At 69.1% G+C, this 19,629-nt stretch carries 21 protein-coding genes; 16 read left to right on the forward strand and 5 right to left on the reverse strand.

What is annotated here, in order from left to right:
- The first annotated feature begins 70 nt into the window (after positions 1–70).
- The 5 genes from ACCD11_RS08855 to adk all read left to right on the forward strand — a co-directional run bounded on the left by ACCD11_RS08855 (position 71) and on the right by adk (position 3,251).
- A complete protein-coding gene (locus ACCD11_RS08855) occupies positions 71–496 on the forward strand; it encodes an ExbD/TolR family protein (protein WP_042674034.1) in 426 nt (141 codons plus the stop codon).
- Entirely contained in the window at positions 497–1,528 is a 1,032-nt protein-coding gene (gene lpxK, locus ACCD11_RS08860; RefSeq protein WP_413313575.1) for a tetraacyldisaccharide 4'-kinase, read from the forward strand.
- Positions 1,509–1,691, forward strand: a complete 183-nt coding sequence (locus ACCD11_RS08865; RefSeq protein WP_007836935.1) for a Trm112 family protein — start codon at positions 1,509–1,511, stop codon at positions 1,689–1,691. The genes lpxK and ACCD11_RS08865 overlap by 20 nt, the downstream gene beginning before the upstream one ends.
- A complete protein-coding gene (gene kdsB, locus ACCD11_RS08870; RefSeq protein ID WP_413313576.1) occupies positions 1,688–2,461 on the forward strand; it encodes a 3-deoxy-manno-octulosonate cytidylyltransferase in 774 nt (257 codons plus the stop codon). The genes ACCD11_RS08865 and kdsB overlap by 4 nt, the downstream gene beginning before the upstream one ends.
- Positions 2,462–2,594: 133 nt before the next feature.
- The gene (gene adk, locus ACCD11_RS08875; protein ID WP_413313577.1) at positions 2,595–3,251 is read left to right on the forward strand and encodes an adenylate kinase; all 657 of its coding nucleotides are present in this window, start codon (positions 2,595–2,597) and stop codon (positions 3,249–3,251) included.
- 36 nt (positions 3,252–3,287) lie between these two features.
- Here the strand turns inward: adk and ACCD11_RS08880 are convergent, their stop codons facing one another.
- Positions 3,288–4,253 (reverse strand): asparaginase, encoded by a 966-nt coding sequence (locus ACCD11_RS08880; protein WP_007836938.1) that lies wholly within the window; start codon positions 4,251–4,253, stop codon positions 3,288–3,290.
- A 73-nt stretch (positions 4,254–4,326) separates the two neighbouring features.
- Between ACCD11_RS08880 and lexA the strand changes: the two genes are divergently transcribed.
- The 4 genes from lexA to ACCD11_RS08900 all read left to right on the forward strand — a co-directional run bounded on the left by lexA (position 4,327) and on the right by ACCD11_RS08900 (position 7,359).
- Entirely contained in the window at positions 4,327–5,010 is a 684-nt protein-coding gene (gene lexA / locus ACCD11_RS08885) for a transcriptional repressor LexA (RefSeq protein ID WP_007836939.1), read from the forward strand.
- 398 nt (positions 5,011–5,408) lie between these two features.
- The gene (locus ACCD11_RS08890) at positions 5,409–5,891 is read left to right on the forward strand and encodes a hypothetical protein (RefSeq protein ID WP_413313578.1); all 483 of its coding nucleotides are present in this window, start codon (positions 5,409–5,411) and stop codon (positions 5,889–5,891) included.
- On the forward strand, positions 5,881–6,462 hold the full coding sequence (gene pgaD, locus ACCD11_RS08895; RefSeq protein WP_413313579.1) for a poly-beta-1,6-N-acetyl-D-glucosamine biosynthesis protein PgaD: 582 nt from the start codon (positions 5,881–5,883) through the stop codon (positions 6,460–6,462). The genes ACCD11_RS08890 and pgaD overlap by 11 nt, the downstream gene beginning before the upstream one ends.
- A 99-nt stretch (positions 6,463–6,561) precedes the next feature.
- A complete protein-coding gene (locus tag ACCD11_RS08900) occupies positions 6,562–7,359 on the forward strand; it encodes an SDR family oxidoreductase (protein ID WP_413313580.1) in 798 nt (265 codons plus the stop codon).
- A gap of 81 nt (positions 7,360–7,440) precedes the next feature.
- Here ACCD11_RS08900 and ACCD11_RS08905 read toward each other — a convergent pair whose 3' ends face one another.
- Positions 7,441–8,349, reverse strand: coding sequence for a LysR family transcriptional regulator (locus ACCD11_RS08905; RefSeq protein ID WP_007838909.1), 909 nt, complete (start codon positions 8,347–8,349; stop codon positions 7,441–7,443).
- A gap of 86 nt (positions 8,350–8,435) precedes the next feature.
- On the opposite strand from ACCD11_RS08905, the gene ACCD11_RS08910 reads away from it, so the two are divergent.
- Entirely contained in the window at positions 8,436–9,446 is a 1,011-nt protein-coding gene (locus tag ACCD11_RS08910; protein ID WP_413313581.1) for a zinc-binding alcohol dehydrogenase family protein, read from the forward strand.
- A 1-nt stretch (position 9,447) separates the two neighbouring features.
- On the opposite strand, the gene ACCD11_RS08915 is transcribed toward ACCD11_RS08910, so the two are convergent.
- Positions 9,448–11,214 carry a chloride channel protein gene (locus ACCD11_RS08915; protein WP_413313582.1) on the reverse strand — a complete coding sequence of 589 codons (1,767 nt, stop codon included), beginning with the start codon at positions 11,212–11,214 and terminating at the stop codon, positions 9,448–9,450.
- Complete coding sequence (locus tag ACCD11_RS08920) at positions 11,211–11,636, reverse strand: MarR family winged helix-turn-helix transcriptional regulator (RefSeq protein ID WP_007838903.1); 426 nt, start codon at positions 11,634–11,636, stop codon at positions 11,211–11,213. Before ACCD11_RS08920 ends, ACCD11_RS08915 begins: the two co-directional genes overlap by 4 nt.
- Before the next feature lie 72 nt (positions 11,637–11,708).
- On the opposite strand from ACCD11_RS08920, the gene ACCD11_RS08925 reads away from it, so the two are divergent.
- The gene (locus ACCD11_RS08925; RefSeq protein ID WP_413313583.1) at positions 11,709–12,263 is read left to right on the forward strand and encodes a GNAT family N-acetyltransferase; all 555 of its coding nucleotides are present in this window, start codon (positions 11,709–11,711) and stop codon (positions 12,261–12,263) included.
- Between the two features lie 6 nt (positions 12,264–12,269).
- On the opposite strand, the gene ACCD11_RS08930 is transcribed toward ACCD11_RS08925, so the two are convergent.
- The gene (locus tag ACCD11_RS08930; RefSeq protein WP_413313584.1) at positions 12,270–13,613 is read right to left on the reverse strand and encodes a PQQ-dependent sugar dehydrogenase; all 1,344 of its coding nucleotides are present in this window, start codon (positions 13,611–13,613) and stop codon (positions 12,270–12,272) included.
- A gap of 130 nt (positions 13,614–13,743) precedes the next feature.
- Here ACCD11_RS08930 and ACCD11_RS08935 point away from each other — a divergent pair, with 130 nt between their 5' ends.
- The 5 genes from ACCD11_RS08935 (at position 13,744) to ACCD11_RS08955 (ending at position 19,618) form a co-directional block, all read left to right on the forward strand.
- Entirely contained in the window at positions 13,744–14,502 is a 759-nt protein-coding gene (locus ACCD11_RS08935; RefSeq protein WP_413313586.1) for an alanyl-tRNA editing protein, read from the forward strand.
- A gap of 44 nt (positions 14,503–14,546) precedes the next feature.
- On the forward strand, positions 14,547–16,766 hold the full coding sequence (locus tag ACCD11_RS08940) for a protein-disulfide reductase DsbD family protein (protein WP_413313587.1): 2,220 nt from the start codon (positions 14,547–14,549) through the stop codon (positions 16,764–16,766).
- 93 nt (positions 16,767–16,859) lie between these two features.
- Positions 16,860–17,552, forward strand: a complete 693-nt coding sequence (locus ACCD11_RS08945; protein ID WP_413313588.1) for a thioredoxin family protein — start codon at positions 16,860–16,862, stop codon at positions 17,550–17,552.
- A gap of 11 nt (positions 17,553–17,563) precedes the next feature.
- Positions 17,564–18,199, forward strand: a complete 636-nt coding sequence (locus ACCD11_RS08950; protein WP_413313589.1) for a methyltransferase domain-containing protein — start codon at positions 17,564–17,566, stop codon at positions 18,197–18,199.
- Between the two features lie 81 nt (positions 18,200–18,280).
- A complete protein-coding gene (locus ACCD11_RS08955; protein WP_413313590.1) occupies positions 18,281–19,618 on the forward strand; it encodes an MFS transporter in 1,338 nt (445 codons plus the stop codon).
- Positions 19,619–19,629 lie beyond the last annotated feature (11 nt).

Consider the following 19,629-nt stretch of genomic DNA (forward strand, 5'->3'; position numbering starts at 1 on the left):
CGCTGCCCCCCGAGGGGGCCGCCGCCTCCTTGGGGCGGCCCGGCGGAGGCTTGTCATGACCCGCGCCCGCATGCAGTTCCGCCATGGTGCGCGCGACGAGCCGGAGATCAACCTGATCCCGTTCATCGACGTGCTGCTGGTGATCCTCATCTTCCTGATGCTGTCGACCACCTACAGCAAGTTCACCGAAATGCAGCTGAGGCTGCCGACGGCAGACGTCGACGCGCAGCGTGACTATCCGAAGGAAGTGATCGTGGCGGTATCGGCCGACGGCCGCTACTCGATCAACAAGAGCCCGGTGGCCGACCGCAGCGTGGAAACCGTGACGGCAGCCCTCGCCGCCGCGGCCACCGGCGGCAAGGACAGCGTGGTGATCATCAGCGCCGACGCGACCAGCCCGCACCAGGCCGTGGTGACGGTGATGGAGGCCGCCCGCCGCGCCGGCATGATGCAGATCACCTTCGCCGCCCAGTCGACGGCACAAGCCGGGCACTGAGTGCCTTCCGACGGCCGCAGCAGCAGCAAGGCGGGTTCGCCGTCCGCCTCGCGGCTGCAGCGTGCCTGGTTGCGCCGAGGCCCGCTGGCTTGCCTGCTGTGGCCATTGTCGTTGCTTTATGCCGCGCTCTTCGCGGTGCGGGGCTGGCTCTATCGGCTGGGATGGCTGCGGACCGAGCGGGTGCCCGTCCCGGTGATCGTGGTCGGCAACGTGATCGCAGGTGGAGCGGGGAAAACACCGGTCGTGATGGCCGTCGTCCAGCATCTGCAGGCGCGAGGACTGACGGTCGGCGTGGTGTCGCGCGGCTACGGCCGGCGCACCGACGATTGCCGCGAGGTGCTCGGCGACAGCGATCCACAGGATGTCGGCGACGAACCTGCGCTGATTCACCATGCCACGAAGGCGCCGGTGTTCGTGGCGCGCAAACGCATCGATGCGGCGCGCGCCCTGCTCGCCAGCCACCCGGCCACGCAGGTCGTCGTGAGCGACGACGGCCTGCAGCATCTGGCACTGGGTCGCGATATCGAGATCTGCGTGTTCGACGACCGCGGCATCGGCAACGGCTGGCGACTGCCTGCAGGCCCGTTGCGCGAAGCCTGGCCGCGGCCATGCGATCTGGTGTTGCACAGCGGCGCACGGCCCGCGTTCGCCGGCGGCTACACCGCCACCCGCGCGCTCGCATACGACGCCTTGACCGGCGGCGGACAACGCGTGCCCCTGGCAACCCTTGCAGGCCGGCCCCTGGTGGCACTGGCAGCCATTGCGCGGCCGGAGGCCTTCTTCGACATGCTGCGCGCACGCGGCCTGATGCTCGCCGAAACCATCGCACTGCCCGACCACTTTGACTTCGGGAGTTGGCAGCGCCCTGCCGCCACCGGACGCACCATCGTCTGCACGGAAAAAGATGCCGTCAAGGTGTGGCGCAAGGCGCCCGATGCGCTGGCAGTGCCATTGCACTTCGCGCCCTCGCCGGAATTCTTCACCGCACTCGACGCAAAGCTATCATCGCTCGATGGATACCAAGCTGCTTGAACTGCTCGTCTGCCCCGTCACCAAGGGTCCGCTGACCTGGAACCCCGAGAAGCAGGAGCTCTGCTCGCGCAGCGCGCGCCTCGCCTATCCGGTGCGCGACGGCATTCCAGTGCTGCTCGAGAACGAAGCGCGCACGCTCTCCGACGAAGAGCTCGGGCTGTGAGCTTCACCGTTCTGGTGCCGGCGCGCCTGGCGTCGACACGGCTTCCCAACAAACCGCTGGCCGACATCGCTGGCTTGCCCATGGTGGTGCGCGTGGCGCAGCGCGCCGGCGAATCCAGCGCGGCGCGCGTGGTGGTCGCCGGCGACGATCCTTCGATCGTTGCGGCGTGCAAGGCGCACGGCGTCGAAGCCATCCTGACGCGCCAGGACCACCCCAGCGGCACCGACCGGCTGGCCGAAGCCTGTGAGCAGCTTGGCCTGGACGGCGACGACATCGTTGTCAACGTACAGGGCGACGAGCCACTGATCGATCCCGCGCTGATCGACGCCGTGGCATCAACGCTGGCCACCCATGCGGAAGCAGCGATGAGCACAGCGGCCCACGAGATCGACTCGATCGGCGACTTCATGAACCCCAACGTGGTGAAGGCCGTGCTCGACACGCAAGGCAACGCCATGTACTTCAGCCGCGCACCGATCCCGTGGTGGCGCGACGGCTCCGCAAACGGCGCGGCGCCCGCGGTGCTGCCCACGCCCGCCCCGCTGCGCCACATCGGCATCTACGGCTATCGCGCGGGCTTCGTGCGGAAGTTTCCGTCGCTGCCGCCGGCGCCTGTCGAGGCCACCGAAGCACTCGAACAGCTGCGCGCGCTATGGCACGGCCATCGCATCGCGGTGCATGTGAGCCATGTCGCCCCCGGACCGGGCATCGACACGCCCGAAGATCTGGCGCGCGTGCGTGCCGTCTTTGCCGCCGCGCCCCCCGCCTGAGACGCTCTGCAGCCTGCCCGGCAGCGGAAATTCTTCGCGGGCACGCGTGCTATCCTCGAAGCAACTCCGCCTAGCCCAGCCCTGGGGCCGACGCTTGGTGCGACACAAAATCCAAGAACCGTCCGAGGAAACCATGAGACTAATTTTGCTGGGCGCGCCCGGGGCGGGCAAAGGCACGCAAGCGGCTTTCATCTGCCAGAAATACAGCATTCCCCAAATCTCGACCGGCGACATGCTACGCGCCGCCGTCAAGGCCGGCACGCCGCTCGGCCTGCAGGCCAAGGCCGTCATGGACGCCGGCGCACTGGTCAGCGATGACCTGATCATCAATCTCGTGAAGGAACGCATTGCTCAACCCGATTGCGCCGGCGGCTTCCTGTTCGACGGCTTCCCCCGCACCATTCCCCAGGCCGATGCCATGAAGGCAGCGGGCGTCAAGCTCGACTACGTGCTCGAGATCGACGTGCCCTTCGGCGACATCATCGAACGCATGAGCGGCCGCCGCTCGCACCCGGCCTCGGGCCGCACCTATCACGTCAAGTTCAATCCGCCCAAGGTTGAAGGCAAGGACGACGTGACCGGCGAGGAACTGATTCAGCGCGAGGACGACAAGGAAGAAACCGTGCGCAAACGGCTCGACGTGTACAGCCAGCAGACGCGTCCGCTGGTCGACTACTACTCGGCCTGGGCCAAGGCCGACCCGGCCGCCGCCCCGAAATACCGCGCCATCAAGGGTGTGGGCACGGTGGACGAGATCACGCAACGTGCATTGGCTGCCCTGAACAGCTGATCCTCCCAACCGCCCCTGTACGGGGCGGTTTTGCTTTCACCCCAGCAGTTCCAGGATCAGCGCGATGCGCGCCTTCACGGGCGTCAATGCGCCGGCATCGCGTAGCTCGTCCCCGGCCTTCGGCAGGATGCGCCCGTTGGCGCAACGCGTGGCGCGAACAACCGCAACGCCTGCGTCCTGCGCCTTGAGCGCAGCCGCTTCCAGCGCGTGGTGCAGGGTGCCGTTGCCAGTGGCGGCAAGCACCAGTCCTCGTACGGGATCGGCACCGCCGAACTGCAGCAGCGCATCGATCACAGCACCGCTGGCGCCGGCATGGCTCATGACGATCTCGACGCGGGGCCACTGAACCGCAGCCTCCAGGAAGACCTTCGACGCGTGTGATGCAGCGCCTTCCGGCCAAGACCGGACAAGGCGAACCTCCCCTTCCTCGACATAACCGACGGGCCCAGCATCGCCTGAAGCAAAGGCGTCAGGCCGATAGGTGTGCACCTTCTGGATGTCGATGCCGCTGTGGATCGTGCCGGCGCACACCACCGCTACGCCTCGCGCGCCCTGCGTCGCGGCAACGCTGATGGCGTCGCGCACGTTCTGTGGTCCGTCGGGCGCCAGCGCGGTCGCCGGGCGCATCGCGCAGGTCAGTACCACGGGCTTGGAGGGCGCCAGCACCGAGTGCAGGAAGAATGCTGTCTCTTCGAGCGTGTCGGTGCCGTGCGTGATCACGACGCCTGCCACGTCGGCCTGCGCCAGCCAGTGCGCACTGCGCCGGGCCAGTTGCTGCCAGATGGCGAACGACATGTCCTTGCTGTCCACCTGCGCGACCTGCTCCGCTTCCAGCAACACGCCCTCGGGCGCCTCGATGCCGCCCAACAGGTCGGCCACGCCGACCTGTCCCGCGGTGTAGCCGATGTTGTCGCCGCTGCTGGCGGCCCGGCCGGCAATGGTGCCGCCCGTGCCCAAAACCACGACACGGCGGCGCGATTCAGGCGAAGAGGAATTGACCATAGCTTGTCAACTTTTAAAAACTGGTTAAAAATACAGCTACTGGATATCTAGCCAGTGCCGCAAGGAACCACATATGCAGTTCGCCGTGAAGCTTACAGCCCGCCAGCAGCAGATCCTGGACCTGATCCAGAGCGCCATAGCACGCACCGGTGCGCCGCCCACGCGCGCCGAAATCGCCACCGAGCTCGGGTTCAAGTCGGCCAACGCCGCCGAAGAGCATTTGCAGGCGCTGGCGCGCAAGGGTGTCATCGAGCTCGTGAGCGGCACCTCGCGCGGCATCCGCCTCAAGGGCGACGCCCTGCGTTCGCTCAATGAAACACGCCACCGCGAAGGTGGCCAGTTCTCGCTCTCGCTGCCCGGCATGGCCCAACTGGCATTGCCGCTCATCGGCCGCGTCGCAGCCGGCTCGCCCATCCTCGCGCAGGAGCACGTCGACCAGACCTACTACGTCGAGAACACGCTGTTCCAGCGCCAGCCCGACTACCTGCTCAAGGTGCGCGGCATGTCGATGCGCGACGCCGGCATCATGGACGGCGACCTGCTCGCGGTGCAGGCCACCAAGGAAGCGCGCAATGGCCAGATCGTGGTTGCGCGCCTGGGCGACGAAGTGACCGTCAAGCGCCTGAAGCGCAACAAGCAGGTCATCGAGCTGCACGCCGAGAACCCCGACTACCCGACCATCATCGTCCAGCCCGGCGAGCCCTTCGAAATCGAGGGCCTCGCGGTCGGGCTGATCCGCAACACCATGCTGATGTAGGCCCCGCGGCCTGCTTTTTGCAGCACCCCATCCGGCAGCGACAGGTGGCGGGCGTATGGCGAAGAGTCGCCATCACCCTGTCGCAGCCGACTCAAGAAATCCTGCCTGTGTTCAACCTCATACTTTTTTGGAGTTCACATGGGAATCGCCCTCCTCGCCATCGCTGATTTCTGGATGCCGCTGCAATCGCTGGCCAGCCGCCTGATGCCGGCACACCGTCCTCGCCGCAGGGATCGCCTCGACGCTGCCGAATCCTCGACCGGACTTCGCTACGTGGCGGTGCGCCCTGCCTGCACCGCCCGCGCCCGCGGGGGGGGCACCCCCCCCCCCGCCCCCCCCCCCCCCGGGGGGGGGCGGCCGCCGGCCCCCCCCCCCCGCGCGCGCTGTGCTGGATCCTGATGCCCGAGACCTTGCGCGGCCTCTGGAAACAGCGCCTGCGCTGGGCCGTCGGCGGCATCCAGACCATGCTGCGCTACACCTCGTGCATCCTGCGGCCGCGCCACTGGCGGATGTGGCCGATCTACCTGGAATACATGACCAGCGTGGTGTGGGCCTATTGCATGGCAGCGGTGCTGGCGATCGGCCTCGTGCGGCCGCTGCTGCCGGCGAACTCGTCCTGGCATTCGGCGCTGCTGCCGCACTGGCAAGGCACGCTGCTGGCCATGACCTGCATCCTGCAGATGCTGCTGAGCCTGTGGATCGACCGCCGCTACGACCGCGACCTGATGCGCTATTTCGCCGGAACGATCTGGTACCCGATCGCCTTCTGGATCATCACGATGGCGACCACCGTCATCGCCCTTCCCAATGCTCTGATACGCCGCCGCGGCAAGCGCGCGGTGTGGACGAGCCCCGACCGAGGAGTTTCCGATGCGCCCTGAGACCCATGCCCAAAGCCGCCTGCACGAGACGCACGACGACAGGCCGCCGCCGAGCCGCCAGCGCTCCTGGGGACAGCCCGCGGTGGACGAGCCGATCATCGACGCTGCACGAATCCCGCTGCGCGCCTTCGGCTCGGGCCGCTCGCCACTGCGCACGCTGGCCATGTATCTGTGGCTGCGCGTGCTGCGCCCGGCGGTCACCCTCGGCGTCTGGCTCTGCGCGATCTGGTACGCATGGCCCTATGTGCTCGGCGCGCGCTCGCAGCCCGAGGTGATGCAGCTGCTCGGTTTCTATGCCATCGCGATCGGCGTGATCCTGGTCTCGATGCTGGTGATGGCGCCGCTGCGCCGCCGCCAGCAGACGCGCGAGACGCCGCCGGACCAGGAACAGTCGTCGCTGTTCGCGCTGGCCTCCTACATCGAGGTGCCGCCGGCGCGGCTGTCGGCCTGGCAGCGCGCGCGGCAGCTGCTGGTGCACCACGACAACAACGGCCACCTGCGCGACGCCACGGACACCGCGCCGGGAGCGCTGGAGCCCGAGCCGCTGCAGCGCGCGGCCGCGGGGCACTGACGCCGGACGGGCACGGCGGCACACGGCCGCATCCGTGCAGGGGTTTCGCGGCGGTGCTCCAATCGCCGCCACACTCCACTCTCCATCAAGGACTCTTTCATGGATCTCCAGCTCCAGGACCAGCACGTTCTCATCACCGGCGGCAGCAAGGGCATCGGCCTGGCGTGCGCGCTGGGTTTCCTGCGCGAAGGCGCACGCGTGAGCCTCGTGTCGCGCGATCTCGCCAATCTGGAACAGGGCCGCAGGACGCTGGTGGATGCCTTCGCGCAGGCCGAAGGCCGGATCTCGGTGCATGCGGCCGACCTCAAGGACCCGGCCGGCGCCGTGGCCGCGCTCGACGCGGCCGAGCAGGTGTTCGGTGCGGTCGACGTGCTCGTCAACTCGGCCGGCGCCGCGCGCCGCACCCCGCCCGACGAACTGACGGCCGCGTCGTGGCACGACGCGATGGACGCGAAATACTTCACCTACATCCACATGATCGACCCTGTGGTGAAGCGCATGGGCCAGCGCGGCCGCGGCGCCATCGTCAACGTGATCGGCCAGGGCGGCAAGGTCGCGAGCCCGGTGCACATGGCCGGCGGCGCGGCCAATGCAGCGCTGATGCTGGTGAGTGCCGGCATGGCCGCGGCCTATGCCGCCAAGGGCGTGCGCGTGAACGCGGTGAACCCGGGGCTCACGCTGACCGAACGGCTGCAGGAAGGCATGAAGGCCGACGCGAAGCTGCAGGGCATCGGCACCGATGAGGCGCTGGCGCGCGCCAAGGCACGCCTGCCGCTGGGGCGCATCGCGACGCCCGAGGAAATCGCCAACACGGTGGTCTTCCTCGCGTCACCGAAGGCGAGCTACGTGACGGGCGCCATCGTGGCGATGGACGGCGCGGTGACGCCGATGATCTGAAGGCGCGGTTTCAAGCGCCGCCGCCCTCACCCCAATCCTCTCCAGGAGGGAGAGGGAGCCGATCCGGAGCAGCCTCTTTACTCAGGCAACAGCCTGCAACGCCTCGAACTTCAGCGCCAGGAAATCGACGAACGCCCGCACGCGCGCGGGCACGAAGCGCCCGCTCGGCAGCAGCGCATGCAGCGGGTAGGGCTCCGTCTCCCAGTCGGGCAGCAGGCGTACGAGGCGGCCTTCGCGGATGTCGTTGCGCACGTCGAGCGCGGACTTGAGCGACACGCCGTAGCCCGCCACCGTCCATTCGCGCGCGAGCGAGGCGTCGTCCACGCTGCGGTTGCCGTTCACGCGCACTTCGGTCCACTGGCCGTTCTGCGCGAAGCGCCAGACGCGGTGGCGGCGCCCCGAGCGGTTGAAGATCAGGCAGTTGTGGTGCACCAGGTCTTGCGGCACCTTCGGCGCGGGATGGCGGCGCAGGTAGCCCGGTGACGCCGTGAGCACCGGGTTGGTCAGCGCGAAGGGCCGCGCCACCAGGCGCGAATCGGCCAGCGCACCGTAGCGCAACGCCACATCGACCTCGTCGCGCATCACGTCCAGTGGACGGTCGCCGACCGACAGCGAGAGCTGCACGCCGGGATGCAGCGCCAGGAATTCGTCGAACCACGGCAGCAGCGTGCTGCGCGTGAGGTCCGAGGGCGAAGCCACCCGCAAGGTGCCGACCAGATCGCCGCGGTCGGCCGTGACGAGCGACTCGCCCTCGTCCAGCAGCTCGAAGGCGCGCACCGCGTAGTCGAGCAGCGTCTGGCCCTGCGGCGTGAGGCGCATGGCGCGCGTGGAGCGCTCGAACAGGCGCGCGCCGAGCTGTGCCTCCAGCCGCTTGAGCGTGGCGCTGGCGGCCGCGGGCGTGATGCCCAGCGCATGCGCCGCCGCCGTGAGCGTGCCGCCGCGCGCTGTCTGCACCAGTACCTGCAGGTCGGAGAGATTTTCAATCTTCATTTGAAAGTGTTGCTGATTCAAGCCGCCTTATCAAACCTTCCTTGCAATCCTACAGTTCAGGCATCGTCACTGAAAGGTTCCTCCCCATGAAAGCCGTCGGCTACTACCAGCCCCTTCCCATCGACAACCCCGAATCGCTGCAGGACATCGAGTTGCCCGCCCCCGTGGCCGGCCCGCGGGACCTGCTGGTGCGCGTGAAGGCGGTGTCGGTCAACCCCGTGGACACCAAGGTCCGCAAGAACGCCGCACCCGAGGCCGGCCAGGCCAAGGTGCTGGGCTGGGATGCCGTGGGCACGGTCGAGGCCATCGGCAGCGGCGTGAAGAACTTCAAGGTGGGCGACCGCGTGTACTACGCGGGCTCGATCGTCCGCCCGGGTGCCAACGCCGAACTGCATGCGGTGGACGAGCGCATCGCGGCGATCGCGCCGAAGACCCTCGACGACTCGCAGGCCGCCGCGCTGCCGCTGACCACCATCACCGCGTATGAACTGCTGTTCGACCGCCTGCGGGTGCCCAAGGGCGGCGGCGAAGGCCAGACGCTGCTGATCACCGGCGGCGCGGGCGGCGTGGGCTCGATCCTGATCCAGCTCGCGCGCCAGCTCACGAAGCTGCGCGTCGTCGCCACCGCCTCGCGCGCCGAAACGCGCGAATGGTGCCTGGCGCTCGGCGCGCACACCGTCATCGACCACTCGAAGCCGCTCGCGGCCGAGCTCAAGGCGGCCGGCATCGGCGAAGTCGACATGGTCGCCAGCCTCACGCAGACCGAGCAGCACTACGCGCAGATCATCGAGAGCCTCAAGCCCCAGGGCCAGATCGCGGTGATCGACGACATGAAGATGCTCGATGCGATGCCGCTGAAGACCAAGTGCATCTCGCTGCACTGGGAAATGATGTTCGCGCGCTCGCGCTTCGAGACGCCGGACGTCGCCGAGCAAGGCGCGCTGCTGGCGGAGGTTGCGGCGCTGGTCGACGCGGGCCGCGTCCGCACCACCGCCAATGCGAGCTTCGGCACCATCAATGCGGCGAACCTGAAGAAGGCGCATGCGCTCATCGAGAGCGGCAAGGCGCAAGGGAAAGTCGTGCTGGCCGGGTTCTGAGCTACGTGGACTGCCACGGCAGCCCGCGCATGCGCTCGCGCTTTTCTTCCTCGTCGAAGTGCGCGAGCGAAGGCTTGATGAGGTCGCTGCGCGCCACGATGCCGGCCAGCGCGAGCGATTGGGCGTCCTTCACCACCGGCAGCCGTTCGAGCCGGTGGCGCGCGAGCCGGGTCGCGACGGCGCGGCAGTTCTCGCCAGGCAGCGCGAAGTACAGCGGCGCGTCGGCGCAGGCATCGCCCACGGTCGCGATCGGGTCGCACGTACCGCGCGCGGCCAGCATCGCGCGGTCGGCCACGCCGATCACCGCGCCGTTGCGCAGCACGGGGAACGCACGGTGCGCCTGCCCTTCGCCGAAGTAGCTGAACAGCGCCTGCGCCACCGGCATGGCCGCGTCGATGCTGCGCACCTCGCGCGTCATCACCTCCTCGACCGAATGCCGCTCCAGCGGATCGATGCTGTACTCGCGGTAAATGTGATAGCCGCGGCGCGCGATTTTCTCGGTGAGGATCGAGCGGCGCATCGTGAGCACCGTGAAGCCGTAGGCCACGGCAGAGGTGGTCAGCAGCGGCAGCAGCGCATTGCTGTCGTGCGTGAGCCCGAAGGCGAAGATGGTGGCAGTGAGCGGCGCACGCATCACGCCGCCCAGCGTGGCCGCCATGCAGACCAGCGGCCACAGCATCGGGTCGTTGCCCGGCAGGATGTGCGAGAGCACCACGCCCAGGCCGGCGCCCATCATCAGCAGCGGCGCCAGCACGCCACCCGAGGTGCCCGAGCCCAGCGAGATGACCCAGATGACGGCCTTCACCGCCAGCAGCGCGATCACCACGCCGAGCGCGAGGTGGTTGTGCAGCAGGTCGCCGATCACGTCGTAGCCCACGCCCAGCGCGCGCGGCTGCAGCCAGCCGCCGATGCCGACCGCGAGGCCGCCGATGGCGGGCCACCACATCCAGTGCAGCGGCAGCTTGCCGAACCAGTCTTCCACCTTGTAGAGCGAGATCGACAACGACGCCGACAGCGCGCCGCACAGCACGCCGGCGATCACGCACGACAGCATGGCGAGCGGGCCGGGCACGGCCGTCTGCAGCGGGAACAGCGGGCCGGCGTCCATCAGCAACGGCCGCGCGAAGCCCGCCACCGCGCAGGCCACGGCCACCGGCAGCAGGCTGCGCGGGCGCAGTTCGAACAGCAGCAGTTCGACGGCCAGCAGCACCGCCGCCACGGGCGTGCCGAACACGGCCGTCATGCCGGCCGTGGCGCCCGCCACCAGCAGCGCCTTGCGCTCGGCCGCCGTGAGATGAAAGTGCTGCGCGATCAGCGAGCCGATGGCGCCCCCGGTCATGATGATCGGCCCCTCGGCGCCGAACGGGCCGCCGCTGCCGATCACGATGCCCGAGGACAGCGGCTTGAGCAGCGCGACCTTCGGCGACATCTTGCTCTTGCCAAACAGGATCGCCTCGATGGCCTCGGGAATGCCGTGGCCGCGGATCTTGTCGGAGCCGTAGCGCGCGACCAGGCCGACGATCAGACCGCCTATCACCGGCACCACGATGACCCAGGCGCCCAGCGTGTGCGTGGCCGGCGAACGGTCGGCCAGCGAGAAAGTCTGGAAGAAGAACAGGTTGGTGAAGAAGCGGATCAGGTCGAGCAGCACGCGCGCGGCCACGGTGCTGACGGCGCCGATGACGGCCGCCATGACGGTGATGCGCATGAGGCGCGTGTTGAGCGCGAAGTCGCCGCGCGGCGCATGGGAGTTGGCTTTGGAGCTCATGGAATTTCCGGAAGATCGATTTGCGGCACGTCGAACACGCCCTTGAGCGAGCGCAGTTCCGCGCGGTGGAGCTCGGCCAGCCGCAGCAGCAGCTTCTCGCCCTCGGCGAGCAGGTGCACCTCGACCTGCCGGCGGTCCGTTTCGCTGGGCCGGCGCTGCACCAGTCCGAGCGCTTCGCAGCGCGTGACGAGCGCAACCGCGCCGTGCGGCTGCAGCTGCAGGCGTTCGGCGATCTCGCCCACCGAGGCCCAGTCGCGGCCGGGCACGCCCTTGATGTGCAGCAGCACCAGGTATTGCTGCGGCGTGAGGCCCTCGGCCTGCGCGGCGCGCTCGGAGAAGCGCTCGAAGCGGCGCATCTGGTAGCGGAACTGGGAAAGCGCCTCGAAGTCTTTCTTGGCGAGCTTGCGGGGGGTGGAAGCCATGGCGATGGGAGATGCCGGAATGGCCGAAATATATCACGTCGTGACATATATACCGTGCGACACAATGGGTGCATGACCGCCGACCCCATCGAATTCGACACTCCGCGCCTGCGCTTGCGCCAGTGGCGCGAGAGCGATCTGGCGCCCTTCTTCGCGCTGGCTTGCGACCCGCAGGTGATGGAGTTCCTGCTGCCGCTGCCCACGCGCGCCGACAGCGATGCGCTGGCCGATCGCATCCGCGCGCGCTTCGCGGAAAACGGCTGGGGCTTGTGGGCGGTGGAGCACAAGGCGTCCGGCGGGTTCATGGGCTTCACCGGCCTGAACTCACCGGCGGTCACGCTTGCGTTCTCGCCGTGCGTCGAGATCGGCTGGCGATTCGGGCGCGGCTGGTGGGGCCAGGGTTTCGCGAGCGAGGCCGCACGCGCTGCGCTGCAGGTCGGCTTCGAGCGGATCGGGCTGAACGAGATCGTCGCCTTCACCGCCTGGAACAACACGCGCTCGAGCGCGGTGATGGAGCGCATCGGCATGAACGAAGACGCGGCCGGCGCCTTCGACCATCCGCTGGTGCCCGAAGGACACGCACTGCGCCGGCACAGGCTCTACCGCATCGCCCGACCGCAGCGCTGAAGAAAGCTACTTCGCCCTCGACACCCGCCACACGGCGTTGCCGACATCGTCGGCCACCAGCAGTGCCCCGCCCTTGTCGAGCGCCACGCCCACCGGCCGGCCCTGCGCCTTTTCGTCGGCGGTCAGGAAGCCGGTCAGCACATCGACCGGCGGTCCGCTGGGCTTGCCTCCGATGAAGGGCACGAACACCACCTTGTAGCCCGACTTGGGCTTGCGGTTCCACGAGCCGTGCTCGCCGATGAAGACGCCGCTGGCGAACTGCTCGGGCATGCCGCCCGGGCGCGAGAACGCCAGGCCCAGCGGCGCGACGTGCGCGCCCAGCGCGTAGTCGGGCGCGATGGCCTTGGCCGTCATCTCGGGGTTCTGCGGCGTGACGCGGGCGTCGACGATGCCGCCGTAGTAGCTCCAGGGCCAGCCGTAGAAGGCGCCGTCCTTCACCGAGGTGAGGTAGTCGGGCACGAGGTCGCTGCCGATCTCGTCGCGTTCGTTCACCACGGTCCACAGCGCCTTCGTGTCCGGGTCCCAGCCCATGCCGTTGGGGTTGCGCAGGCCGCTCGCGAACAGGCGCTTCTCGCCGCTCTTCGTGTCGACTTCCCAGATGGCGGCACGGCCCTCTTCAGCCGCGAGGCCGTTCTCGCCGATGTTGCTGTTGGAGCCGACCGTCACATAGAGCTTGCTGCCGTCTGCATTGGCGATGACGTTCTTGGTCCAGTGGTGGTTGATGCCGGCGGGCAGCTGCGTCACCAGCGTCGGGTTGGCGCTGATGGAGGTCTGGCCCTCGGTATACGGCACCTTCACCAGCGCGTCGGCATTGGCGATGAAGAGTTCGTTGCCGACCAGCGCCATGCCGTACGGCGACATCAGGTTGGTCATGAACACCTGCTTCACCTCGGCGAGGCCGTCGCCGTCGGCGTCGCGCAGCAGGGTGATGCGGTTGGCGCTGGGCACGCCCGCGCCGGCGCGGGCCATGAGCTTGCCCATGACCCAGTTGCGCACCTTCGCGACCACGCCGCTGCCGCCGTCGCTGCTGCCGCCCGGCTTGGGCGGCTTGTTGCTCTCGGCCACGAGGATGTCGCCGTTGGGCAGGGTATAGACCCAGCGCGGATGGTCGAGGCCGCGTGCCAGCGCCGTCACCTGCAGGCCTTCGGCGGGGATGGGCGAGGCGGTGTCGGTCCAGCCGACGGCGGTCGCGACGTTGACGGTGGGAATCAGGGTCTTGTTCGGCTGGGCCAGTTGCGGGCGAGGGCCGGTCGTGAGCTCCGGGGCCAGCTTGGCGGTCTCGCCGCAGCCGGCGACGAGCAGCAGCGCGGCGGCCAGGGCCAGTGCGGATGCTTGCTGCGGTGCTGTCATGCGTATTCCTTGCGCGGCCGGGTGCCGCATGCACCGGATGATCCCCAGCCGGGCAGCCCCGGGGTTGTCGGCCACGGGCGCTTTCTGGCGTGGGCGCACCTCATTTGCGCATCGCCGCTACCATCGCCGGATGACCGACGACCTGTTCCGAGCCGACGCCTACCTGCGCACCTGCGACGCCCGCGTCCTGCGCATCGACGAAACCGGCATCGTGCTGGACCGCACGGTGTTCTATCCGCTGGGCGGCGGACAGGCCGGCGACACCGGCGTGCTGGCGCTGGCCGACGGGCGCGAACTGGTCATTGCCGACACCCGCAAGGCCAGGAACGAAGAAGGCCAGCCGACGAATGAATTCGTGCACGTGCCCGCCCCGGAACAAGCCGACCTGCTGGCCGCGCTGAAGCCCGGCGACACCGTGACCGCCCGCCTCGACTGGGAGCGCCGCCATCGCCTGATGCGCTTCCACACCGCCTCCCACCTGCTGTGCCACCTCGTGCCGGTGCCGGTGAACGGCTGCTCCATCACGCCCGAATACGCACGCATCGACTTCCACATGACCGATCCGCTGGACAAGGAAGCGCTGACCGCCGGGCTCGCGAAACTGGTCGAAGCGGCCCATCCGCTGACCGTGGGCGCCATCACCGACGAGGAACTCGACGCCAACCCCGCGCTGGTCAAGAGCATGAGCGTGCAGCCGCCGCGCGGCACGGGCACGGTGCGCACCATCCGCATCGGCGGCGACGGCGATGCCCAGATCGACTTCCAGCCCTGTGGCGGCACGCATGTTGCAAACACTTCCGAGATCGGGGCGGTGATGGTCACCAAGATCGAGAAGAAGAGCGCCAACAGCCGCCGCGTGGTGCTGGGCTGGGCCCCTGCGGCGGCCTGAAACGGCCCGGAACTTCGCCCCCATTGAATGCTCCGACTGACGGCATGATCTTTTCGCGCATCCATTTCGCTACGCTTCTGATAGCAATCTCCGCAGCCAGCATGCCGGCTGCGGCGCAATTGGCTTCCAAACCAGGCGCCGTGGTGACCACCCCCCACGTGCGCGCCGAACTGATCGCCCACGCCCCCGACGGCGTGGCGCCCGGCGCCCCGGTCTGGGTCGGCCTGCAGATCACGCACCAGCCCGAGTGGCACACCTACTGGAAGAACGCCGGCGATTCGGGCCTGCCCACCGAGATGGCGTGGACGCTGCCGGCCGGCGTGTCCACCGGCGAGATCGCCTGGCCGGTGCCGACGAAGATCCCGGTCGGCAACCTCGCCAACTACGGCTACGAAAACACCGTGCTGCTGCCGGTGCCGCTGGAGGTGTCGACGCTCTACAAGCCGCCGGTGGCGCTGGGCGGCGGCACGCCGGCCATGGACATCCGGCTCAAGGCTTCCTGGCTGGTCTGCCGTAAGGAATGCATCCCCGAAGAAGGCACGTTCACGCTGCCCCTGCCGCTGCAGGGCTCGACCGCGCTGCACAAGGCCGAGTTCGACGCCGCACTGGCGGCCCAGCCGCAGCCGCTGGCCAAGGCCGGCACCATCGAGGTCGATGGCCACAACCTGAAAGTGCGCCTCGAAGGCCTGCCCGCCGCCGTGCAGGGCAAGACGCTGGGCTTCTTCCCCGAGACCCCCGAGGTGATCCGCACCGCGGCCGTCTCCGGCAAGGACTGGACCCAATCCTGGCAGGGCGGCACCTGGACGGCGACGCTGCCGCTGGCCGATCAGCGCAGCGCGAGCCCCACGGTGATGCCGGTGGTGGTGGCGCTGGCCGAGGCCGACCGGCAGGCCGGCCAGCCGGTGGCCTGGCGCGCCGAAGCGCCGGTCACGGGCGCCTGGCCGGCAGGCGCTGCGCCGCGCGCCGAGGTGTCGCCGGCGCTGCAGGCTGCGCTCACCGCCAATGCGGCCAAGGCAACAGCCCCGGCCGGCGATGCTCCGGCGCCCTCCTCGACCACCTTCATGGCCGCGCTGCTGGGCGCGCTGATCGGCGGCCTGCTGCTCAACCTCATGCCCTGCGTGTTCCCGATCCTCGCGATCAAGGTACTGGGCTTCGCGCGGCAGGCGGGCAACGCCAGCGCGCACCGCAAGGCCGGGCTGGCCTACACCGGCGGCGTGATGCTGTCCTTCCTCGCGCTGGGCGGCGGCATGCTGGCGCTGCGCGCGGCCGGCGCCGGGCTGGGCTGGGGCTTCCAGCTGCAGTCGCCGGGCGTGGTCGCTGCGCTGGCGGCGCTGTTCACGCTGATCGGGCTCAACCTCGTGGGCGTGTTCGAGTTCGGCCGCGCGGCGCCCTCGTCGGTGTGCAGCGCGCAGGCCAAGCACCCGCTGGCCAACGACTTCCTCTCCGGCGTGCTCGCCGTGGTCATCGCCTCGCCCTGCACCGCGCCGTTCATGGGCGTGTCGCTGGGTTTCGCCATCGGCCTGCCGGCCGGCCAGGCGCTGCTGCTGTTCGCGGCGCTGGGCTTCGGGCTGGCGCTGCCGTACCTCGTGGCCGGCTTCGTGCCCGCCGTGGCGTACCTGCTGCCGAAGCCCGGCCCGTGGATGGGCACGCTGCGCCGCTTGCTCGCCTTTCCGATGTTCGCCACCGTGGCGTGGCTGGTGTGGGTGCTGGGCCAGCAAAGCGGCATCGACGGCGCGGGCACGCTGCTCGCGCTGCTGGTGTGCCTGGCCGCCATCGTCTGGGCGCTCACGCTGCGCGGGCGCACGCGGGTCGTGATCGCCACCGTGCTGATCGGCTTCACGGCCGTGCTGACCGCCACCATCGGCCGCAATGTGCTGCAGGTGGTGGAGCCGGCCCGGCTGGCGGCGGCATCCGGCACCGCCGGCCAGCGCTGGCAGCCCTGGTCCGCCGAGCGAGTGTCCGAGCTGTCGGGCGCCGGCCAGCCGGTGTTCATCGACTTCACCGCTGCGTGGTGCGTGACCTGCCAGTACAACAAGAAGAGCACGCTCTCCGATGCCGCGGTGCTGGCCGACTTCGACGCGAAGAAGGTCGCCATGCTGCGCGCCGACTGGACCCGGCGCGACCCCGCCATCACCGCCGCGCTCACCGCGCTGGGCCGCAGCGGCGTGCCGGTGTACGTGCTGCAGGCGCCGGGCAAGCCGCCCGTCGTGCTGACCGAGATATTGGGCAAGGACGAAGTCCGCGCCGCCCTCGCCGCGCTTTGACCACCAGCGTGACATGGGTTGTCACATGCACTTGAAGAAACCGTTCTAAGCTGCAGTTGTTGTTTGGAATTTGTTCTGGAGTTCAAGCTGGCCATGTCTCTTTCGCCAACCACAGACTCGCGCTCCCGCCGTGCCGCGCGCCATGCCCGCGCCGCACTGAGCCGGGCCTCCCGCCGTGCGGTCGTTGCCGCCGCCGTGGCGCTCGGCGCCACCTTCCTGATGGGTACCAATGCCGCCGCCGCGCCCGCGGTGGGCCAGCAGGCGCCCGATTTCATCGCCGTCGACACCAGCGGCGCCAAGCACAAGCTGTCCGATTTCGCGGGCAAGTTCGTGGTGCTCGAATGGACCAACCCCGGCTGCCCCTTCGTGCGCAAGCATTACGGCAGCGGCAACATGCCCGCCACCCAGAAGGCCGCGACCGACAAGGGCGTGGTGTGGCTGGCCATCAATTCCACCGAGCGCGCCGCCACCGACTACCTCAAGCCCGAGGCGCTCGACGCCTGGATGAAGTCGCAGAAGGCCGCGCCCACCGCCGTGCTGATGGACGAGGACGGCGTCATCGGCCAAGTCTACGGCGCGCGCACCACGCCGCACATCTTCATCATCGACCCCAAGGGCACGCTGGTGTACGCGGGCGGCATCGACAGCATCGCCTCGGCGCGGGCGGACGACATCAAGACCGCGACCAACTACGTGAACCAGGCACTGGGCGAGGCCTTCGGCGGCAAGCCGATCTCGGCCGCCAGCACGCGGCCCTACGGCTGCTCGATCAAGTACAAGACCTGAGCCCGACCCGGATGGCGCAAGTCCCGGGCACCGCCGGATACGGAGCCAACGCCGCGGCGCTGGCCACCCAGTACGAAAGCCTGCGCTTCGCCGACGTACACCGCGAGGTGCTGCATCTCTTTCCCCCGCCGCCGGCCCGCGTGCTCGACATCGGCGCCGGCGCCGGGCGCGACGCGGCGGCGCTGGCCGCGCTGGGCCACCGGGTCGTGGCCGTGGAACCGACCGCCGAACTCCGCGCCGAAGGCCTGCGCCGCCACGCCGCGCTGCCCATCGAGTGGGTCGACGACCACCTGCCCGGCCTGCATCGCACCCGGGCGCTCGGCGAGCGATACGACCTGATCCTGCTGACCGCCGTCTGGATGCACCTCGACGACGCGGAACGCCGCGCCGCGATGGCGGCCCTTGCCGGACTGGTGGCCGACGGCGGGCAGATTGCAATGTCGCTGCGCCATGGCCCCGTGCCCGCGGGCCGGCGGATGTTCGAGGTGTCGGCTCAGGAGACCTGCGAGCTTGCCGAAGCGCACGGTCTGCGGCGCCGGTTTCTAGGCCAGCGCGAGGACATGCTAGGCCGCGCAGATGTGACATGGAGCGTCCTCGTCCTCGGGGCCCGGGCCTCGCGCGTGACGCTGCCGGTGACAGCTACCTGACTCGCACAGTCAGCCAGCGGTCGGGAAGCCCACCTACCCTCGGGCGAGCACATCGCCAATATCGCCCAAGGGGACAACCAGATGAATCCTGCGCCCACCGCCGCGCAAACGGGCACGGCCGCCCACGCCTCCTCCGCCTCTTCCTCCAAGTTCGCCACCGTCCTGCGCGTGACCGGCGGCAACTTCATGGAGATGTTCGACTTCTTCCTGTTCGGCTTCTACGCCACGCAGATCTCGAAGGCGTTCTTCCCCGCGGGCAACGAGTTCGCCTCGCTGATGCTCACGTTCATGACCTTCGGCGCGGGCTTCCTGATGCGGCCGCTGGGCGCGATCTTTCTCGGTGCGTATGTCGACCGCGTCGGCCGCCGCCAGGGCCTGATCGTCACGCTCGCGCTGATGGCCGTCGGCACCCTGCTGATCGCCTGCGTACCTTCCTACGCCACCATCGGCCTCGTCGCGCCGCTGCTGGTGCTGGTCGGCCGGCTGCTGCAGGGCTTCTCGGCCGGCGTGGAGTTGGGCGGCGTGTCGGTGTACCTGTCGGAAATGGCCGCGCCGGGCCGCAAGGGCTTCTACGTGAGCTGGCAGTCGGCCAGCCAACAGGTGGCCATCGTCGTGGCGGCTGCGCTCGGCTACTGGCTCAACGTGACCTTCACGCCGCAGGAGATCGGCGACTTCTACTGGCGCATTCCGTTCTTCGTGGGCTGCCTGATCGTGCCGGCGCTGTTCATCATCCGCCGCTCGCTGCAGGAGACCGAGGAGTTCATGGCGCGCAAGCACCGGCCCGACGCGCGCGAGATCTTCCAGTCGATGATCGCCAACTGGGGCCTCGTGCTCGCCGGGATGATGCTGGTGTCGATGACCACCGTGTCGTTCTACCTGATCACCGTCTACACGCCCACCTTCGGCAAGGCCGTGCTGCACCTGAGCACGACCGACGCGCTGATCGTCACGCTGTGCGTGGCCATTTCCAACTTCATCTGGCTGCCGATCATGGGCTCGCTGTCGGACCGCGTGGGCCGCAAGCCGCTGCTGATCCTGTTCACGGTGCTGACCATCCTGACCGCGTACCCGTCGCTCAAGTGGCTGGTCGGCGCGCCGAGTTTTGTACGCATGCTCGAGGTCGAGCTGTGGCTGTCGTTCCTCTACGCAAGCTACAACGGCGCGATGGTCGTGGCGCTCACCGAGGTGATGCCAGTGAACGTGCGCACCGCCGGCTTCTCGCTCGCGTACAGCCTGGCGACGGCGCTGTTCGGCGGCTTCACGCCGGCGATCGCGACAGGGCTGATCGAGATGACCGGCGACAAGGGCGCGCCGGGGCTGTGGATGACGGCCGCCGCGGTGTGCGGGCTGATTGCGACGCTGCTGCTGTACCGGCGCAACGTGGACCCGGCCGATGCGCGGCGCGTGCCGGTGGTCTGAGCGCATCGATA

Source organism: Variovorax sp. Varisp36 (genome assembly GCF_047304235.1).
GTDB lineage: Bacteria > Pseudomonadota > Gammaproteobacteria > Burkholderiales > Burkholderiaceae_C > Variovorax.